At 69.5% G+C, this 18,559-nt stretch carries 16 protein-coding genes (1 of these 16 running past the window's edge); 10 read left to right on the forward strand and 6 right to left on the reverse strand.

What is annotated here, in order from left to right; all coding sequences use genetic code 11:
• From M1D55_RS09045 to M1D55_RS09080, 8 genes are all read left to right on the forward strand, one after another.
• Window positions 1-398 carry the 3' end of an exonuclease domain-containing protein gene (locus tag M1D55_RS09045; protein ID WP_456280690.1) on the forward strand. Its footprint begins 1,207 nt before the window's first position, so only the last 398 of its 1,605 coding nucleotides appear in the window; the start codon falls outside the window, past its left edge; its stop codon occupies window positions 396-398.
• Between the two features lie 665 nt (window positions 399-1,063).
• Complete coding sequence (locus tag M1D55_RS09050; RefSeq protein ID WP_456280691.1) at window positions 1,064-2,107, forward strand: ABC transporter substrate-binding protein; 1,044 nt, start codon at window positions 1,064-1,066, stop codon at window positions 2,105-2,107.
• 80 nt (window positions 2,108-2,187) lie between these two features.
• Window positions 2,188-3,225 (forward strand): aromatic ring-hydroxylating dioxygenase subunit alpha, encoded by a 1,038-nt coding sequence (locus tag M1D55_RS09055; RefSeq protein WP_006578838.1) that lies wholly within the window; start codon window positions 2,188-2,190, stop codon window positions 3,223-3,225.
• Between the two features lie 3 nt (window positions 3,226-3,228).
• Window positions 3,229-4,068, forward strand: coding sequence for an ABC transporter ATP-binding protein (locus tag M1D55_RS09060; protein ID WP_456280692.1), 840 nt, complete (start codon window positions 3,229-3,231; stop codon window positions 4,066-4,068).
• Window positions 4,069-4,099: 31 nt separating this feature from the next.
• The gene (locus M1D55_RS09065; protein WP_232205899.1) at window positions 4,100-4,894 is read left to right on the forward strand and encodes an ABC transporter permease; all 795 of its coding nucleotides are present in this window, start codon (window positions 4,100-4,102) and stop codon (window positions 4,892-4,894) included.
• A gap of 105 nt (window positions 4,895-4,999) precedes the next feature.
• Window positions 5,000-5,566 (forward strand): sigma-70 family RNA polymerase sigma factor, encoded by a 567-nt coding sequence (locus M1D55_RS09070; RefSeq protein WP_064576828.1) that lies wholly within the window; start codon window positions 5,000-5,002, stop codon window positions 5,564-5,566.
• Entirely contained in the window at window positions 5,563-6,633 is a 1,071-nt protein-coding gene (locus tag M1D55_RS09075; protein WP_064576827.1) for a FecR family protein, read from the forward strand. The genes M1D55_RS09070 and M1D55_RS09075 overlap by 4 nt, the downstream gene beginning before the upstream one ends.
• Before the next feature lie 275 nt (window positions 6,634-6,908).
• Window positions 6,909-9,407, forward strand: a complete 2,499-nt coding sequence (locus M1D55_RS09080) for a TonB-dependent siderophore receptor (RefSeq protein ID WP_456280693.1) — start codon at window positions 6,909-6,911, stop codon at window positions 9,405-9,407.
• Here the strand turns inward: M1D55_RS09080 and M1D55_RS09085 are convergent.
• Window positions 9,398-10,396, reverse strand: a complete 999-nt coding sequence (locus M1D55_RS09085; RefSeq protein WP_456280694.1) for a pyridoxamine 5'-phosphate oxidase family protein — start codon at window positions 10,394-10,396, stop codon at window positions 9,398-9,400. The two genes, M1D55_RS09080 and M1D55_RS09085, sit on opposite strands and share 10 nt — an antisense overlap.
• A gap of 52 nt (window positions 10,397-10,448) precedes the next feature.
• Window positions 10,449-11,090 carry a glutathione S-transferase family protein gene (locus M1D55_RS09090; protein ID WP_456280695.1) on the reverse strand — a complete coding sequence of 214 codons (642 nt, stop codon included), beginning with the start codon at window positions 11,088-11,090 and terminating at the stop codon, window positions 10,449-10,451.
• A 131-nt stretch (window positions 11,091-11,221) separates the two neighbouring features.
• Between M1D55_RS09090 and M1D55_RS09095 the strand changes: the two genes are divergently transcribed.
• On the forward strand, window positions 11,222-12,112 hold the full coding sequence (locus M1D55_RS09095; protein WP_064576823.1) for a LysR family transcriptional regulator: 891 nt from the start codon (window positions 11,222-11,224) through the stop codon (window positions 12,110-12,112).
• A 42-nt stretch (window positions 12,113-12,154) separates the two neighbouring features.
• On the opposite strand, the gene M1D55_RS09100 is transcribed toward M1D55_RS09095, so the two are convergent.
• The 4 genes from M1D55_RS09100 to M1D55_RS09115 all read right to left on the reverse strand — a co-directional run bounded on the left by M1D55_RS09100 (window position 12,155) and on the right by M1D55_RS09115 (window position 17,636).
• Window positions 12,155-13,156, reverse strand: a complete 1,002-nt coding sequence (locus M1D55_RS09100) for a Bug family tripartite tricarboxylate transporter substrate binding protein (protein WP_456280696.1) — start codon at window positions 13,154-13,156, stop codon at window positions 12,155-12,157.
• 11 nt (window positions 13,157-13,167) lie between these two features.
• On the reverse strand, window positions 13,168-14,481 hold the full coding sequence (locus tag M1D55_RS09105) for a DUF1254 domain-containing protein (RefSeq protein ID WP_456280697.1): 1,314 nt from the start codon (window positions 14,479-14,481) through the stop codon (window positions 13,168-13,170).
• A 20-nt stretch (window positions 14,482-14,501) separates the two neighbouring features.
• On the reverse strand, window positions 14,502-16,676 hold the full coding sequence (locus M1D55_RS09110) for an acetate--CoA ligase family protein (protein WP_456280698.1): 2,175 nt from the start codon (window positions 16,674-16,676) through the stop codon (window positions 14,502-14,504).
• Between the two features lie 153 nt (window positions 16,677-16,829).
• Window positions 16,830-17,636: an IclR family transcriptional regulator gene (locus M1D55_RS09115; RefSeq protein ID WP_006579422.1), complete on the reverse strand. Its 807-nt coding sequence runs from the start codon at window positions 17,634-17,636 to the stop codon at window positions 16,830-16,832.
• Between the two features lie 211 nt (window positions 17,637-17,847).
• On the opposite strand from M1D55_RS09115, the gene M1D55_RS09120 reads away from it, so the two are divergent.
• Entirely contained in the window at window positions 17,848-18,531 is a 684-nt protein-coding gene (locus M1D55_RS09120; RefSeq protein ID WP_232205907.1) for a TetR/AcrR family transcriptional regulator, read from the forward strand.
• The last annotated feature ends 28 nt before the right edge of the window (window positions 18,532-18,559 follow it).

Consider the following 18,559-nt stretch of genomic DNA (forward strand, 5'->3'; position numbering starts at 1 on the left):
CGCTGCGCGGCCATCGGGAGCGGCTGGCCGAGGCGCTGCGCCCGCTGGCGATCTCGCCGTGGCCATTCGCCGGCCCGATCGCCTGGCGCGAGCAGGACCACGCGCGCGCCCAATGGCACGTGATCGACAACTGGTGCTACCTAGGGTCCGTGGCCTCGCCGCAGGACGCCGGGACGCTGCTGGGCGAGCCGGCCCGCTTCGATCTGGACAGCTATCAGATCCTGGCGCCGCATCGGGAACGGCTGCTTGCCGAGGCCATCGTGTTGCCTCGTCCTTCCAGCTTCGAGCTGCGTCCGTGCGAGCCGCTCATCATCGCGCGGCGAGAGAGCGCCATCGGCCAGGCACGGCCCAGGCGCGTGCCCGCCGCGCAGACGCCGCTGCCGCTGTTCGAGTTCTAAACGGCTGGCCGCTGCCACGCACCGGCAGCGAGAGTCTGTACGCCAGCACACACGCCCGCCTTGGCAATGCGCGCCCGCTCGCATAGCCTGCCTCGTAACGGAACCTCCGCAGCGGGAGCCGCCATGCCTTCGATTCGCACATCGTCCCCAGCCCGCACAGCGGCCTCGCCCTGGCGGTGGCACCTCGCCAAGGCCGCCGCCATCGCCATTGGCGCCGCGCTGCTGAACCGCAAACCCGGAGCTTGAGCCGCACCGGATCGCATCACGCTGCACCAAACCCGCGATCCGATTCCACGCCAGCGCCCATCGCTGGCGCATCGGGACCGATCTATGCCACCTCGCCGCCCAATGCCGCGTGGCATGCCTCTTGCGATATTGCCGATCGAGTAGAAGCGGTTAGCGCCAACGCATCCCCAACGCATCGCCATCGCAGGCCGATGCCCCGGCGCGGGACATTGCTCTCACGACCTACCGGTCGTCACCGGCAGCGCCATGCGCGCGCCGCGTGTTGAACCCGGCCGCCACGGCCGCGAACGAGAGAGAGCGCACACGATGTCCCGTCCCTGCCATGCCTTCCCGTCCCATCGTCTCGTTGTGCCGCGCCCGCCGTAGACGCCGGCACTCGCCCCGCTGTCTCCCTCCCCCTCGACGACACCACAGACCCCATGAATACGTCGCACCTCGCCCCCTCGCCTGCGGCCGGAACCGCATCGGCCATCGTCGCGCGTCGCCCGCGCGGCAGCTTTCTGACCCGGACCGTGGCCGCCGCCGCCCTGGCCATCGCACCGCTTGCCACCTTCGCCGCCGACAAGGTCACCTTCCTGACCTCCTGGTACGCGCAGGCCGAGCACGGCGGCTTCTACCAGGCCGTGGCCGAGGGCATCTACAAGAAACACGGCCTCGACGTGACCATCCGCATGGGCGGGCCGCAGGTCAACGGCATGCAGATCCTGAGCAGCGGCCAGGCGGACTTTCTGATGGGCTACGACCTGCAGGTGCTCAAGAGCATCGAGCAGGGCGTGCCGGTGACGACGGTCGGCACCTCGTTCCAGAGCGATCTGCAGGGGATGATGACGCACGACGACGTCAATGGGCTGGCCGACCTGAAGACCCGGACCGTGCTGGTCTCCACCTCCGGGCGCACCACGTGGTGGCCGTGGCTGAAGGCGAAGTACCAGCTCGACGAGGCGCAATCGCGCGTCTACACCTTCAACCTGCAGCCCTTCTTCGCCGACCGCAATACCGCGCAGCAGGCCTACGCGTCGTCGGAGGTGTTCGCCGCGCAGAAGGCCGGCGTCAAGACCCGCTTCTTCCTGTTCGCCAACGATGGCTACCCGCCCTATGGCACCACCATCGTCACCATGCAGAAAACCGTCAAGGAAAAGCCCGATCTCGTCGCGCGCTTCGTCCGGGCATCGATGGAAGGCTGGAAAAGCTATCTGGCCAATCCGGCCGCGGCCAATGCGCTGATCAAGCGGGACAACCCGAACATGAAGGACGACCAGCTAGCCTGGGCCTTGGCCAGGCTCAAGGAGTTCCGGCTCGTCGACGGTGGCGACGCGGCGCGCCAGGGCATCGGCGTGATGACGGATGCGCGCTGGCAGAAGACGCGCGACTTCATGGTCGGCGCGGGACTGCTGAAGGCCGAGACCGACTGGAAGCAGGCCTACACCACGCAGTTCGTCAAGGACCTGAGGGTCATGCCCTGAGGGGCAAGCGCCCGCCATTCGCAGCCCTCATTCAAACCCGACGCCATCGCGCGTCCCCCTTCGCATTCCGAGGATTCATCATGCTGGTTACCCGACAACCCGTGCTGCGCCGCTTCTGGTACGCGCTGATGCCGGTCTCGATGCTCGACGATGGTCCCAAGCCCTTCACGCTGCTCGGCGAAGACCTGGTGCTGTGGAAACGCTCCGACGGCTCGCTGGCCGCGCTGCGCGACCGCTGCTGCCACCGCACCGCCAGGCTGTCCAAGGGCTGGGTCAACGAACGCGGCGACATCGTCTGCGGCTACCACGGCTGGGAGTACGACTGCTCCGGCGCCTGCGTGCGAATTCCGCAGGCGCCCGACAACCGGGTCCCCGCCGGTGCCCGCGTGCCGGCCTATCGAGCCGAAGAGAAATATGGCTATGTCTGGGTCGCGCTGGACGATCCGCTGCAGCCGATTCCCGATTTCCCCGAGGAAGGCGACCCCGCCTATCGCCGCATCCTGCAGTACTACGAGCGCTGGAACACCAGTCCGCTGCGCGTGATGGAGAACGCCTTCGACAACTCGCACTTCAGCTTCGTCCACCGCGCCAACTTCGGCATCGCCGACCAGCCCAAACCCGAGAAATACGAGCTGACGCAGCGCGAGTGGGGCTTCGAGGCCGAGACGCTGGTGCCGATCCGCAATATCGAGGCGGGCCATCGCGTGACGGGCACCACCGAGCCGATTACCCACCGGCATATGTTCAACCGCTGGGACATGCCCTTCACGCGCCGCTTCGGCTGCATCTATCCGGCCAGCGGGCGCCATCACATCATCTACAACTGCGCCACGCCGATCGACGACGGCACGGTAATGCTGTCGCAATGGCTGTATCGCAACGACCGCGAGGAAGACTGCTCGACCGAGGAGCTGATCGCCTGGGACGCGCCGATCGTGGCCGAGGATCGCGAGATTCTGGAGGCGACCGACTACGACGCCTGCATCGATACGCGCCGCCGCGTCGAGTTCCATATGGAATCGGACAAGCCGGGCCTGCTGATGCGCCGGATGCTGCTGGAGTTGCTGGAGCGGCACGGCGAGAAGGAAGTGTTCCGCGTCCCCGTCGTCGGTGCCTGAGCCATGTCCGCCGTCCCCCGCGACACCGGTGCCCTGGACGCGCCGGTCCTGTTCGCCAACCAGGTCGAGAAGACCTATCCCAACGGCACCGTGGCGCTCGAACGGGTCAAGCTATCGATCCGGCCGGGCGAGTTCGTGTCGCTGCTCGGTCCATCCGGCTGCGGCAAGAGCACGCTGCTGAAGCTGTTCGCCGGGCTCGAGGCGCCGTCGGCCGGCCATCTGCGCTGGTGGGGCGAAGGCACGCTGCCGGGCGCGAGGCCCGTCGGCGGCAACGGCGCGCGCCGCGCGCTGGCGATGGTGTTCCAGGAGGCGACGCTGATGCCGTGGGCCAAGGTCGCCGACAACGTCCGGCTGCCGCTCGATCTGGCGCGCATGCCGCGGGAGCAGGCCGACGAACGCGCACGGCGCGCGCTGGCGCTGGTCGGACTCGCGCAATTCGGCCAGGTGTACCCGCGCGAGTTGTCGGGCGGCATGCAGATGCGCGTGTCGATCGCGCGGGCGCTGGCGACCGAGCCCGATCTGCTGCTGATGGACGAGCCGTTCGGCGCGCTCGACGAGTTCACCCGCAACCGGCTCGATGCCGATCTGCGCGCGCTGTGGGCCGAGCGCGGGCTGACCGTGGTGTTCGTCACGCACAGCATCTACGAGGCGGTCTATCTGTCTAGCCGCGTCGTCGTGATGGCGGCACGGCCGGGCCGCGTGATCGCCGACGTGGCGATCGACGGTCCCGCGCAACGCGACGAGGCCTACCGCGTCAGCCCTGGATTCATGCAGCACTGCGCGCGGCTGTCGGCGCTGCTGGCGCAGGCCAATACCGGCGTCGCCCCGGCCGATTCCGCCTAGCCACCGCGACGCGCCACCAAGGAGTCCAATCATGGCATCGCCCCTGCTGTCCCGTCCCGCCGTGCAACGCATCGCCGCGCCGCTCGCCGTCGGCGCACTGACGCTGCTGGCCTGGCAGGCCGTCTGCATCTGGCTCGACGTGCCGCCCTATCTGGTGCCCGCGCCATCGGCGATCGCGCGCACGCTGGTCGATGACTGGACCCTGCTGTCCGGCTCGCTATGGGTGACGCTGCGCATCACGATGCTGGCGTTCGCGCTGGCCGTCATCCTCGGCACCGCGGCCGCCTTCGTGTTCGTGCAGAGCCGGCTGATCGAGGCGAGCCTGTTTCCCTATGCGATCCTGCTGCAGGTGACCCCCGTCGTCGCGATCGCGCCGCTGATCATCATCTGGGTCAAGGAGCCGACGCTGGCGCTGGTGATCTGCGCCACCATGGTCGCGATCTTCCCGATCATCTCGAACACCGTGCTGGGCCTGCGCAGCGTCAATCCCGGCCTGCTGAACCTGTTCCGCATCAACCGGGCCACGCGCTGGGATACCTTGCGGCGGCTACGGATACCCAGCGCGCTGCCGTATTTCTTCGGCGGCCTGCGGATTTCCTGCGGCCTGGCGTTGATCGGCGCGGTAGTGGCCGAGTTCGTCGCCGGCACCGGCGGCACGGGTGCGGGGCTGGCCTATCAGATCCTGCAGGCCGGCTTCGCGCTCAATATCCCGCGGCTGTTCGCCGCGCTGGTGCTGATCACGGTCACCGGCGTGCTGCTGTTCGGCGCGATGGCAATGCTGTCGCGGCTGGCACTGTCGCATTGGCATGAAAGCGAGCTGGCGTGATGCCGGACCTGCCGGTTGCCAAACCCCACCCACGCCCATAAAATGCGAATCGTTCTCATTTCCTAGCCCTCCCCGGACCTGGCCCACGCCATGGCCGGAGCTCCCATGTCCGCCGCCGAGTCCCTGCCGTCGCCACCGATCGATGTCCTGTACAGCGACCATCATTCGTGGCTGTTCGGCTGGTTGCGCAAGAAGCTGTCCTGTCCGCACGACGCGGCCGACGTGGCGCACGACACTTTCGTGCGGATCCTGGCCTCGCGCGATGCGCTGGCCGGCGTGCGCGAGCCGCGCGCGTACCTGACCACCACGGCGAAGCGCCTGATCATCGATCGCGCGCGGCGGAACAAGCTCGAGCAGGCCTATCTGGCGGAGCTGGAGCAGGCGGCGGCCTCGCTGGACGGTTTTCCGTCGCCGGAGCAGACCGTCGCCGCGCTGCAGGCGCTGGCGCAGATCAGCGCGGCGCTCGACGGCCTCCCGCGCAAGCCGCGCGAGGCCTTCCTGATGCACTACCTGGAGGGGCAGACGCACGCCAGCATCGCCGCGCATCTGGGCGTGTCGACGCGGATGATTCACAAGTATCTGGTGCAGGCGCTGGCGCATTGCGCCCTGTCGGATGACGGCGACGAGGACGCACGCAACGCCAGTGCCGCCGCGGCATCGCACGCCGGATGAGCGCGCGCCTCGACGACGGCGATCCGGTCGCGCAGGCAGCGGACTGGATTGCCAGGCTGACCGCCGACGATCCCGACGAGCGCGCCACCGCGCAGATCGAATTCGCGCGCTGGAAAGCCGCCGATCCTCGGCACGCTCGCGCGGCCGCCCGCGTCGAATCGCTGCTTCATCGGCTCGAAGGCCTGCGTCAACACGCCGGCGGCGATGCCCGGCCGGCGCGAGCGGCATTGCGCGCCGCCTTCGAGAATGAACGACATGGCGAACGACATGACGGCCCGCATGAGGGCGTACGCCATGGCAAGCCCTCGCGCCGACGCCGCACCGCACGCCATCTCGGCACGCTGGCCGCCGCGCTGGTGACGACCGCCGTCATCGCACTGTCGCTGCACGCTTGGCCGCCGGCCTACCTGCTGGCCGATCTGCGTACCGGCACCGGTCAATGGCAGACCCACACGCTGCCCGACGGCAGCCGCCTGACGCTGAACAGCGGCAGCGCGGTGGACCTGCGCTATGACCAGGGACGCCGCCTGATCGAGCTGATCCGCGGCGAAGTGCTGATCGATGTCGCGCGCGATCCGGCGCGGCCTTTCGTGGTCCGCACCGCGCAGGCCGACATCGAGGCGCTCGGTACGCGCTTCAGCGTCGACCGCGACGATCAGCGGACCGTGCTGACGATGCTGGAATCCAGGGTGCGCGCCCGCGCCACCGGCGCGCGCAGCGAGCCGCGCCAGGCGGTGGTGTCGGCCGGCGAACGCGTCGCCGTGACGGCGGCGGGCCTCGGGCCGATCGAACGCGTCGATGCGGACAGCATCGAGCAGGCCTGGCAACGCCACCAGCTGATCGCGCGCGGCCAGCCGCTGGCCGAGCTGCTGGACGCGCTGAACCGGCATCGCCCCGGCTGGATCGGCTACGACCGCCAGCAGATCGCCGACGTGCGCGTGTTCGCGGTGCTGCCGCTCGACGACACCGAGCAGGCGTTGCAGTTGCTGGCCAATGCGCTGCCCGCGGTGCGGGTGCGGCAGTTGACGCCGTATCTGGTGTGGGTGGACGCGCCGGCTGGCGACTAGGCCGGGCCGTACCCATGGTGTTCTCCCTCGCCCCCTGCAAAGGGGGCGAGGGTTGGGGAGAGGGGGTGATGTCCGGCCGCGACGGCAGGGCAAACGGCGTTGCCCTCTCCCCCGCCCCTCTCCCCCGCCCCTCTCCCCCGCCCCTCTCCCCCGCCCCCTCTCCCGCCAGCGGGAGAGGGGCGAAAACCGTGGCGCGACCCTTCCCCCTTCAGTTCCGGCTCCGCTCCCTCATCCGTCAAACACAACAACAACAAAAGCACGGAAACCGCGAAATCATGAGCCATACCCATTCCGGGCCCGCGCGGCCTCGCTTGAATTCTCGCGCGCTGGCCGTTCGGCTGACGATGCCGCTGGCCGTCGGCGCCGCGCTGGCGGCCGCGATGACGCTGCCCGCCCGGGCCCACGCGCAGACGCAGGCGCAAGCCCAAACCCAAACGCAATCGCAATCGCAATCGCGAGCGCAAACCCGGTACGCCATCCCCGCCGGTCCGCTGGCCGAGGCGCTGACGCGCTACGCCCAGCAGGCCGGTGTCGCGATCACCGTCGACGCCGACAAGCTGCGCGGCCTGCGCACGCAGGGCCTGCACGGCCCCTATGGCGTCGACGAGGGCTTCGCCGTGCTGCTGCGCGGCAGCGGCTACGCGATCGGCAGGACCCCGGCTGGCTATCTGCTGGTGCCGGCCGCCACGCCGGCGCCGCAGGCCGCGGCTGCGCCGGCCGATGCCGCGGTGCTGCCCGCGGTGACGGTCACCGGCACCCAGGAAACCGCGTTGAGCCCCGGCATCGGCTTCGTCGCGAAGCGCAGCGCCGGCGCGACCAAGACCGACACGCCGCTCGCCGAGACGCCGCAGTCGATCTCGGTGGTCACCCGCCAGCAACTGGACGACCAGAAGCCGCGCAGCGTGTCCGAGGCGCTGAACTACACGCCCGGGGCCTTCACCGCGCTGGTCGGCGCGACCAATCGCTACGACTATGTCGCGCTGCGCGGCTTCATCGACAGCAGCGCCGACAACTCGCTGCTGGACGGCCTGAAGGTGCTGGGCGATCCGGGCAGCTACAGCTCGATGCAGATCGACCCGTATTTCCTGGAGCGGATCGACGTGATTCGCGGCCCCGCCTCGGTGCTGTACGGGCGCGCCTCGCCCGGCGGCGTGGTCGCACTGACCAGCAAGCGGCCGCAATTCGAGCGCGCCGGCGAAGCCCAGGTCACCGTGGGCAACCGCAACCGCTACGAGGCCGGGTTCGACCTCACCGGCCCGCTCGACGACAATGGCGTCGCCGCCTACCGGATCACCGCGATCGGCCGCTCGATGGATACGCAGTTCCGCCATGTCGAGGAAGAGCGTTTCGCCATCGCGCCGTCGCTGCTGCTGAACATCAGCCCGGACACGCGTCTTCTGCTGCAGGCCTATCTGCAGCGCGACCCGCATGGCGGCTATCACGGCGCGATTCCATCCGACGCGACCATCACCGCCGCGCACAACGGCCGCCGCATCCTGCGCAGCTTCTTCGACGGCGACCCCGGCCACAACGAATTCACGCGCACGCAACGCATGGTCGGCTACCAGTTCGAGCATGCGTTCAACGACCGCTGGCAGTTCCGGCAGAACTTCCGCTATCTGTCGTCCGACGTCACGCTGCAGCAAGTCTATGGCTATGGATGGGCCGGCCCAAACACGCTGACGCGCTATTACTCGGGCGCCAACGAGAGCCTGGACGCGTTTATCGTCGACAACCAGCTGCAAGGGCAATTCGATACCGGTCCGCTGAAGCACACGCTGCTGTTCGGCGTCGACTACCAGCACCGCCATGTCGACGGCTGGTGGGAATCGGGCGCTGCCGCGCCGATCGACGCCTTCGATCCGGTCTACGGCAATGCAGGCCTGTCCGGCCTGTTCCGCGCCAATATCGACCGCAAGCTCGAGCAGACCGGCCTTTATCTGCAGGACCAGATCGCCTGGGACCGCTGGCGCCTGGTACTCGGCGGCCGCCAGGACATGGCCAGGGTATCGAACCTCGGCTTCGGCGCCGCCTCGCGCTCGGAGTGGGACGGCTCGAAGTTCACCAAGCGCGCGGGCCTGGTCTATCTGTTCGACAATGGCATCGCGCCGTATGCCGGCTATAGCGAGGGTTTCAATCCGAGCGGCAGCACCGCCCGCGACGGCAGCCTGCTGCCGCCGACCGAGAGCCGGCAGTTCGAGATCGGCGTCCGCTACCAGCCGCCGCGCAGCAGCACGCTGCTGTCGGCCTCGCTGTACGACCTGACGCAGGACAAGGTCGCGGCGCGCGTGCTGTCGACCCCGTACTACCAGCCGGCCGGCAAGGTGCGCTCACGCGGGCTCGAACTGGAGGCACGCTCGCGCGTGACCGACAAGCTGTCGGTGCTGGCCAGCTACACCTACACGCACATGCGCTACGTCGAGTCGCCCGAAGGCGTGGTCGGCAACACGCCGTACCAGGCGCCGCAGCATATGGCCTCGATGTGGGCCGACTACCTGATCTTTCCCGGCTTCACCGTCGGCGCCGGCGTTCGCTATGTCGGCACCAGCTGGGCCGACAACGAGAACTCGCTGAAGGTGCCGTCGACCACGCTGGTCGACCTGATGATGCGGCTGGACCTGAGCCGCGTCAGCCCGTCGCTGAAGGGCGCCGGCCTGCGGATCGCCGCCACCAATCTGTTCGACAAGACCTATGTGTCCTCGTGCGCCGGGCTGCTGAACTGCTACTACGGCGAGGCGCGCAACGTGATGGCGACGCTTACCTATCAGTGGTGATCGGCAGCGGAGGCGGGCCACTCGCCCGTCTCGGCCAGCACCGGCGACACGCTGACGAGCCTGGCGCGCAGCGGCAGCACGCCGGGGCGCCGGATCGCCTGCTCCACCCGCATCCGCACCAGCCGCTCGGCGCCAGCGTAGGCCTCGACTTCGGGACCATCCCAGACGATCTCCGCGCGCACCGCCACATGCAGCAGCGTGCCGTCCTCCCAATCGACAAAAAGCAGCCCTGCGCGCGGATTGGCGACCAGGTTGCCGATCGTGTTGAAGTAGGCGTTGCCGTTGAAGTCCGGCATCACCAGCGTGCCGTCGCCGTCCACGCGGACGAAGCCTGGCTTGCCGCCGCGATGCGAGACATCGGCGCCGCCGCTGTGCGGCGCGTCCGGATCGCTGTGATGGGTGGCGATGAACAGCGTGTCGGCGCGCCGCACCAGGTCGATCGCGTCGCCATCGAGCCGGTCCAGCACCTGTGGCGCGGGCAGACCCGCGTCCGCTTCGACCGATGACGATCCGGCTGGCTGCAGTTCGCGCTGCTGGATATAGCGCGGGCAATTGCCGAAGCTCTGCCGCACCTCCAGCGTGAAGCCACCGGCATCGCGCTGCGCCACCACGCCATTGAGCCGGTTGCGGCGGCGCGTCGGCAGTTCGATGCCGAGCAGGCCAAGGTCGGCGCCGTGGCGCAGCGCGCTGTCCAGCGGATCGCCGGGCAACGGCAGCGCATCGACGCGCAGCGCGAACGGATCGGGCGCATAGGCGAATCCCGGCGCGCCGACCAGCATCGTCGCCCAGACGCCGCCATCGTCCGTGCGTGCGCCGGCCAGCAGAAAGGGCAGCTGCGCGAAGAACAGCCGATGCTGCTCGGGCATTTCACCGCGTACGATGCGGCGGCCCACCACCTCCATCTTCTCGCGCTTGCCGACGCGCTCTTGCGCCAGCCGTTCGCCACGATGGAAAGGCGATTCGTCGTGAGGCCAGGTCGGCAGTTCCATGAACGGGCTCCGGGACGTGAGATGGGACGATGAGATGAGACGGTCGATCGAGTCAGGCCGCGGCCTTGGCGACCGGCATCGGCACGAAGCGCGGCAGCGCTTCGACGCGCGCCAGCCAGGCGCGGATCGCCGGATACGGGGCCAGACTGATGCCGCCCTCTTCGGCCCGGGCGATATAGGCATAGGCGGCGACATCCGCCAGCGTGGCATCCGGGCCCACCAGGAATGCCGATGCGGCCAGCAGCGGTTCCATCGCCGTGAACAGCCGCTCCGCCTGCCGGCGGGCATCGTCGACGGGCACATCCATGCCGAACACGCCGGCGAGCCGCGCACGGGCCGGGCCGAAGGCGATTTCCCCGGCGGCGACCGAAAGCCAGCGCTGCACCGCGGCGGCCTTGACCGGATCGCGCGGCAGCCACCGGCCTTCCTCGTCGTAGCGCAGCGCCAGGTACACCAGGATCGCGTTGGAGTCGGCGATCACGGTGCCGTTGTCGTCGAGCACCGGAATCTGTCCGAACGGGTTCAGGCGCAGGAACGGCTCGCGCTTGTGCTCGCCGCCGCGGACGTTGACCAGCGCGCAGCCGTAGGGCAGATCGAGCAGCGACAGCAACAGCTCGACACGATGGCAATGGCCCGACATCGGCACGTGATACAGCACCAGCGGGGCGGCGGGACGGGAAGATGCAGCGGACATGGTGGGCTCCGTTTTCTTGCGGTGTGTTTGCACAAGGGATTGCGAATGCCCGCATTGTGGTCGGCCGCCGGCCTGCAATAAAGCGTGCCAAACGTATTTGACTACTCCAATAAATGGAGTAATGTCGCGCCATGGACAAACTTCGCGCGATGCAGACTTTCGTTCGGATCGTCGACAAGGGCAGCCTGACCGCGGCCGCGACGTCGCTCGGCACCTCGCTGCCGGCGGTGGTGCGCACGCTGGCCGCGCTCGAGGCCCATCTGCAGGTCCGCTTGCTGAACCGCACCACGCGCCGGCTGGCGTTGACCGAAGATGGCCGTAGCTACCTGGACAGCTGCCGGCGCATCCTGGCCACCATCGACGAGGTCGAGGCCGGCCTGACCACGCGCCAGGTCGAACTCGCCGGCCACCTGACGGTGACCGCGCCGATGCTGTTCGGCCAGATGTATGTGGCGCCCGCGGTCACGCGCTTCGTGCAGCGCTACCCCGCGGTGCATTGCTCGCTGAACTTTGCCGATCGCGTGGTCGACCTGCTCGAAGAGGGCGTCGATGTCGGCGTGCGGATCGGCCCCTTGCGCGATTCGACGCTGATCGCGCAGCCGGTCGGCCGGATCCGCCGCGTGGTGGTCGCCACGCCGGCCTTCCTGCGCAAGCACGGCGTGCCGCGCCACCCCGAGGACCTGGCGCGCGAGCCATGCCTGCGCTTCAGCAACGGCAACCCGCACTGGTGGACCTTCCAGGACGACGGCCGCGTGTTCCAGGTGCCGGTCACCGGCAATCTGGAGTTCAACCAGACCGCGCCCGCGGTCGCGGCCTGCGCCGCCGGTGCCGGTTTCGGCCACTTCCTGTCCTATCAGGTCGCGCCGCTGGTCGCCGAGAAGAAGCTGCGCATCGTGCTGGAGGACTACGAGCTGGCGCCATGGCCGCTGTCGGTGCTCTATCCGCATGCACGGATGCTGCCGGCGCGCACCCGGGCGCTGATCGACTGGCTCAAGGCCGATCTGGCGCCGCGCTTTCCGTAGTTCCGTAGCCGCGGCGCCCACCGGGCGAAATGAACGGGTCCGCTACTCCAGCACCAGTCCGGTCCGGCGGATCAGCTCGCCCCATTTGCGCACCTCGCCGTCGATGAACTGGCCGAAGGCGGCGCTGGAAATCGGCTCCGGCTGCAGGCCAAGTCCGTGCAGCTTCGCGCGAATGGCCGGATCGGCAAACACCGCGCTGGCATCGCGATTGAGCTGCCGCACGATCGCGTCGGGCGTACCGGCCGGCGCCACCAGCCCGAACCAGCCGTAGCCGACCACGCCGGCATGGCCCTGCTCGGCGAAGGTCGGCGCGTCCGGATACACCGGGCTGCGCTGTTCCGACGCGACCGCCAGCACCCGCAGCTTGCCGGCCTTGATAAAGGGCAGCGCGGAGGTGATCGCGGTGATCGTCGCATCGACACGCCCCGCCAGCAGTTCGGTATAGGCGGTGGCATCGCCCTTGTAATGCACGGTCAGCGCCTTGAAGCCTGCCTGCCCGGCAAACAGCTCACCGGTCAGATGCGGCCCCGAGCCGATGCCGGGCGACGCGAAGGTGATGCCGTCCTTCTTCTCGCGCGCCAGCTTGACGAAGTCCGCCAGCGTGCGGGCGGGCGAGGCCGCGTTGACGATCAGGAAGACCGGCCCGACCACGCGCGGGCCGACCGGCTTGAAGTCCTTGGCGATGTCGTAGCGCTGCTTCAGCCCGGCCGCGGTATTGATCGCGAACGGCGCGGCGGCCCACAGCAGCGTGTAGCCGTCCGGCGCGGCATGCGCGACCAGTTCGTTGGCGACGCGGGTGCCGGCGCCCGGCCGGTTCTCGACGACGAACTGCTGCCCGTACTTGTGGCTCAGCGCGTCGGCCAGCACGCGGGCAGAGGTGTCGTTGGACCCGCCGGCGCCATAGGGCGAGATCAGCTTGACCGGGCGCGAAGGGTAGTTGTCGGCGTGGGCCAACGAGCCGAGCGCGAGGCCGACGGCAAGCAGTACGCAGGCCAGCAAGTCCCTGACAATCCGGCTGCCACGACAGAAGTGGGTACGCATCATGGCGGGCCTCCTCAGCCGATCCGCCGTACCGGCGGAATGACGTACTTGCCGGCGATAAAGGCCGGGCTCGGATGATAGAGGCGCAGGATCAGATAGAACGGTCCCGCCGGCGCCGGCAGCCAGTTGTCGATCGACGCGGGGCGCGCATGCGAGATGACGATCGCGAGGCTGCCGTCCGCTTCGTGGCGCAGGCCCGGCGTGCGATCGCCGATCGCATAGCGGCCGATCGCATTGGCGGTGAAGAAGCGGTCCTCGCCGTACAGCGACACCGACCAGAACGCCTGCGCCGGCGGCAGATGGCCCGCGGGGAAACGCAGCTCGTAGCTGCCGGCGCCATCAAGCGGCTGTCCGTCGGCATCGAAATCCGCCATCGCGTAGACCGCCTCGTCGGCGCGCAACGCGCCCAGTCCCTTCATCGCGGTGGTCGCACGCATCAGCCAATCGTCGCCATAGACGCCCAGCTTCAGGCTGTAGCCCCAGCTCTTGCGCGCCTGGCTGCGCGTATGCGCCTCGATCAGTGCCATGCCCTGCCGATAGGCGCTGACCAGCCCGGCCTGCACCGCCGGCCGCAGCGCGGCGATCTCGACCTCGTCCTCGAGCCGGATGCCCAGGCGCCGCAGCAGCGTCAGCACGCCGCGCTCCTCCGGCGCCGGCGGAAACTCCCGCAGCGCCTGGAACAGGTTGTGGAAGAAGTCGAGCGCGGCGTCGCCGGACTCGCGCCACAGCCGCACGCATTGCGGCTGCCGCCCGATCGCCGGCGCATCGAGCCGGAAACCCTGCTCGAACCCATGCGCCGCCGGCAGGTCGTGCTCGCCCTGTACCAGCACGCGGCCGATCAGCCAGACCAGCGAGGTGGGACAGGCCACCGCGTGTCCACCGTCCGCCTGCTGGCCGGCGCCGACCAGCTGCACCGCGGCGCCTTCGGCCGGTACATTGCGCGGCCCGAGATTCTCGAAGTTGTTGGTATGCGCGTCGAGCAGTTCGACCACGTAGTAGCGGTCCGGATCGCGGAGCGGCGGCACGTGCAGCGTGACCGGACCGCCGGTCAGGTCAACCCAGCCGCAGAAGTACAGCAGGTCGTTGGCCGGCGTGACGATGTCGCGGTCCTCGTGCGTCCATTGGCGCGTGCTGGCCGACAGCACGTTGACCGGCGCGCGGCCGTAGCCGGTGGCGGCCTCGACGGAGGTCTGCACGCGGCAGGTGCGCAGCGTTTCGATCAGCGGGTAGCCGTAGATCACCAGCGGCAGCGCCGCGGCGGCGGTCAGCGCCTGCTGGGGATTGTCGTAGACGGGAGCCGAGAAGACGGGACTGGCGGGATGGTTCATGTTGGGTGCTCGCTTGGATTTCAGGCCGCGTCTTGCCGCAGCGTGATGACGGCGTCGGCCGCGACCGGGCCGTCGGCGGTGACGATGAAGGGATTGATCTCGAGCGTGTCGAGCCGCGGTCCGATCGCGGCGGCGGCCCGCGACACGCGCACCAGCACCTCGGCGACCCGTTCCAGCGGCACCGCCGGATTGCCGCGATGGCCGGCGAACAGCGCCTCGGCGCGGCTTGCGCGCAGCATCGCCAGCGCGCGCGGCATCGACAGCGGCGCCAGGCCGAACGCCATCTGCCGGAACACCTCGACCGCGGTGCCGCCGATGCCGGCCAGCGCGACCAGCCCGAATACCGGATCGCGCCGCACGCCTACCATCAGTTCGCCCCAGCCGCGCAGCATGCGCGCCACCACCACGCCATCGAAGGGCACCGGCGCGCCGCCCGACTGTTCCGCATGGCAGCGGGCCGCGTCCCGCACGCGCGCAAAGGCGGCGCGCACCGCGGCGGCATCGTGCAGGTTCAACGCCACGCCGCCGACGTCGCTCTTGTGCAGGATCTCGCGCGAGCACAGCTTGACCGCGACCGGATAGCCGAGCCGTTCGGCGATCCGTACCGCCTCGTCGGCGTCGCGCGCGAGGCCGTGCGGGGCCACCGGCACGCCGGCTTCGGCCAGCAGTTGCATCGCTTCATGCTCGGACAGCGCGCCGGCGTCCACGGCGATGCGGGGCAACTGCGGCAATGGCGGCCAGGACTCGGCCGCCAGCACGCCGCCCATGTCGGTCGGCTGCGCCGCCGCGCGCGCCAGCGCGGCAACCGCTTCGATCGCATGCGCCGGCTCGCGGAACACCAGGCACCCGTGCTGCTCCAGCCAGGCGCGGCGATCGTCGGCGACCAGCCCGCACAGCAGCAGCGGCGCGCTGCCGTTCGATTCGTGCAGCGCGGCGACCGTGCGCTGCAGCTCGGGCCACAGCGCCGGCGCATTGGCGCCGGCGGCGAGGAAGGCCACCACGCTGCCGTATTCCCCGCATTCGGCGACGTCGCGCAGCGCGTCCAGCAGCACGCGCGGCTGGGCCACGATCTGGCCGGTGACGTCGATCGGATTGGCGGTGCTGGCGAACGGGATCGCGGTGCGCAGCGCCTGGGCCCGGGCGGCCGGCATCGGCGGCATCGGCAAACCCAGTTGCTCGGCGCGATCGGCCATCATGATGCCGACGCCGCCGGACACGGTGACGATCGCCACCGGCGCCACCGCATCGGCCGCCAGGCCGCTGGCGCTATGCCAGCGCGATGGACGGCGGCCGCGCGACAGCACATAGCCGAGCCGGAAGAACGCCTCCAGCGACTCGGCGCGATGCACGCCGTATTCGTCGAATACCGCCTGGTACACCGCATCCTCGCCCGCGAGGCTCGCGGTATGCGATTGCGCCGAACGCGCGCCGGCCTCGGTGACGCCGACCTTGGCGACGACCACCGGCTTGCCCGCGGCCCGCGCGGCGGCCAGCGCGCGGCGCAGCCGCTCGCCATCGCGGCAGCCCTCCATGTACGTCAGGATCACGCGCGTATCGTCGTCGTGCGCAAGCCATTCGATCACGTCGGCGACCTGCAGCCCGGCCTCGTTGCCGGTGGTCACCCAATGGCTCAGCCCGAGGCCGGCCTCGCGGGCCAGCGCAAAGGCATAGGCGCCGAAGGCCCCGCTCTGGCTGACCAGTCCCACATCGCCCAGCGGCGGCAGCCCGCTCAATGGAATCGGCGAGAACGTGGCGAACATGCGCTCGCGCAGATTCATCGCGCCGAGGCAATTGGGCCCCAGCAGCGTGATGCCGTGATGCCGTGCCTGCTCGGCCAGCGCCTGCTGCATGCGGGTGCCCGCTTCGCCGACCTCGGCGAAGCCCGACGTGAAGAACACCGCGGCGCGCGTGCCATTGGCGGCCAGCTGCGCCATCACGTCGGCGCTCGCCATTGCCGGCACCGCGACGATCGCAAGATCGACCGGTTGGCCGAGCGCGCCGAGCGAGGGCGTGGCGGGCAGACCCTGGATCTCGGCCGAGGCGGTATTGACCGGATGCACGCGGCCGCCGTAACCGAGCTCGCGCAGCAGCCGGATCGGCATGCCGCCGACCTTCTCCGGCTGGGACGAGGCGCCGATCACGGCGATCGAGCGTGGCCGCAGCAAGGCGGACAGGTCAGGGGTCGGGTCTGGCATCGATGTCTCCGTTGTCTTCGTTGTCTTCGTTGTCATCGTCGTTGTCGTTGTGGCCGTTGGCGCCGTGACGGCGGCCACGTGGTGTCTCGTTGTCCCGGTGCTCAGGCCGTGCGGGCGTGGGCGCAGGAGCGGCGGCGCAGCGAATGTCGTGCGCTATCGCCCCACACCCGCCGCCTGCTCGATGCTGCGGACCATCTCGGCCAGCATCGGCGCCACGCGCTTTTCCAGCATGCCGCGGCGCAGCTTGGTGCCGGCGATCGCGCAGTTGAACAGCAGCGGTCGGTTCAGATAGACGATGCGCGAGTAGATGCCGACGCCATGCACGCCGATGCCCGCCTCGCCCTCATTGATCGCGTAACCGCGTTTGGGGTAGTGGGCGACGTTGTGGCAGATGCGGTCGTAGTTGGCGGCGTATTCGTCGGGACGCTCGCGCTGCGCGATCTCCATCAGCCTCTGGAATTCGGCCTTCGACAGCGTGCACAGGAACGCACGGCCCATGCCGGTGTTCAGCACCGACCGCACCGCGCCGACGCCTGGCCGTGCCGGCGTGCCCTCGTTGTGGGTGCAGGTGAGCAGATAGGTCACGTCGAGCCGATGCGCCACGCCCATCGACACCGCGCCGTCGATGCGGTCGGCCAGCGCCTGCATCAGCGGCCGCGCGGTATGCCGCATCGGCAGGCCGGTCAGGTAGGGATAGCCCAGCGCGAGCACCTGCGCGCTGACGAAGTACTTGTCGAGCTTCGGGTCCCAGTCGAGATAGCCGAGCTCGTACAGCGTCTTGCAGATGCGCGACACCGTGGCGCGCGGCAGCTGCAGCCGGCGCGACAGTTCGCCATTGCCCATCGGCTGCGGCTCGTCGATGAAGCAGCGCAGCAAGGCAAAGCCCTTGGCGAGCAGTCCGCCGAACGACGGGTCGTCGCGGCGGCGCTCGGCGATGAATTGTTCGACCGGCGTGTTCATGTTGTCTCCTGAAATCCAGTGTGGGTGGCCGCGGCGATGACCGTCAAATGATGGAACGAATTTCCAGATATTGGAAATAGCGGCCCCTTCGTTGACGCTGCCCGCCTGTGCCCCTAACGTGGCCGGACGCTGGATCGGATGGACGATGCCGTGCATCGGCGACGCCGTTCCGGTCCCGCAATTCGTTCCGTCGCCGCCTCCGGAAGCCGTCATGACCCCTGCCTCTCCCTTCCCGCTGCCGGGCACCGCGCGCAGCGCGTTCCCCGCGCTCGACACCCGTTCGCTGCTGCATGCGCCGAAGCGCCAGCGCGCCCGCGATACCGAGCAGGCGTTGCTGGCCGCGGGCCGCACGCTGCTGGCCACGCGCGACTTCGAATCGATTTCGGTGGCGCAGATCGTCGCGGCCTGCGAGCTGTCGGTCGGCGCCTTCTATGGGCGTTTCCGCGACAAGGCGGCCTTTTTCGAAGCGCTTCAGGCGGCCGCGGTACGCGACGCGCAGCAAGCCATCGAGCGGCATCTGGCGCTGCCCCGGTGCGCCGCGCTGCCGACCGCGGCGCTGATCGACAAGGCGATGCGCCTGCTGGTGCGCGGCTGCCGCGCCCAACGCGGGTTGCTGCGCGCGGCGCTGCAGCAGGCCGGCGCCCGGCCGCAGGCCTGGCAGCCGCATCGCGCCTGTGCGGCCGCCTTCGCGGACCGGATGGTGGCGCTGCTGATGCCGCGGCTCGATGACGGCGCGCGCGCCGAGGCGAAGGTGCGCTTCGCCATGCAGGCCGCGTTCGGCATGCTGGTCGATGCGTTGTTGCACGACCCCCTGCCGTTGCGGCTGGACGACGACGAACTGCCCGTGCAGATGGCGCGGCTGATTGGCGGCTATCTGGCACCAAGGTGCGATTGAATCGGCGCGATGGAATGCGGCAGCGCGC

Source organism: Cupriavidus sp. JZ107 (assembly GCF_053903255.1).

Coding starts and splice junctions, on each gene's coding strand:
- M1D55_RS09070 (WP_064576828.1), top strand. CDS start 5,000: ATGTCCGCCGCCGAGTCCCTGCCGTCGCCACCGATCGATGTCCTGTAC.
- M1D55_RS09105 (WP_456280697.1), bottom strand. CDS start 14,481: ATGAACCATCCCGCCAGTCCCGTCTTCTCGGCTCCCGTCTACGACAAT.
- M1D55_RS09050 (WP_456280691.1), top strand. CDS start 1,064: ATGAATACGTCGCACCTCGCCCCCTCGCCTGCGGCCGGAACCGCATCG.
- M1D55_RS09115 (WP_006579422.1), bottom strand. CDS start 17,636: ATGAACACGCCGGTCGAACAATTCATCGCCGAGCGCCGCCGCGACGAC.
- M1D55_RS09055 (WP_006578838.1), top strand. CDS start 2,188: ATGCTGGTTACCCGACAACCCGTGCTGCGCCGCTTCTGGTACGCGCTG.
- M1D55_RS09095 (WP_064576823.1), top strand. CDS start 11,222: ATGGACAAACTTCGCGCGATGCAGACTTTCGTTCGGATCGTCGACAAG.
- M1D55_RS09110 (WP_456280698.1), bottom strand. CDS start 16,676: ATGCCAGACCCGACCCCTGACCTGTCCGCCTTGCTGCGGCCACGCTCG.
- M1D55_RS09090 (WP_456280695.1), bottom strand. CDS start 11,090: ATGTCCGCTGCATCTTCCCGTCCCGCCGCCCCGCTGGTGCTGTATCAC.
- M1D55_RS09060 (WP_456280692.1), top strand. CDS start 3,229: ATGTCCGCCGTCCCCCGCGACACCGGTGCCCTGGACGCGCCGGTCCTG.
- M1D55_RS09120 (WP_232205907.1), top strand. CDS start 17,848: ATGACCCCTGCCTCTCCCTTCCCGCTGCCGGGCACCGCGCGCAGCGCG.
- M1D55_RS09100 (WP_456280696.1), bottom strand. CDS start 13,156: ATGATGCGTACCCACTTCTGTCGTGGCAGCCGGATTGTCAGGGACTTG.
- M1D55_RS09080 (WP_456280693.1), top strand. CDS start 6,909: ATGAGCCATACCCATTCCGGGCCCGCGCGGCCTCGCTTGAATTCTCGC.
- M1D55_RS09085 (WP_456280694.1), bottom strand. CDS start 10,396: ATGGAACTGCCGACCTGGCCTCACGACGAATCGCCTTTCCATCGTGGC.
- M1D55_RS09075 (WP_064576827.1), top strand. CDS start 5,563: ATGAGCGCGCGCCTCGACGACGGCGATCCGGTCGCGCAGGCAGCGGAC.
- M1D55_RS09065 (WP_232205899.1), top strand. CDS start 4,100: ATGGCATCGCCCCTGCTGTCCCGTCCCGCCGTGCAACGCATCGCCGCG.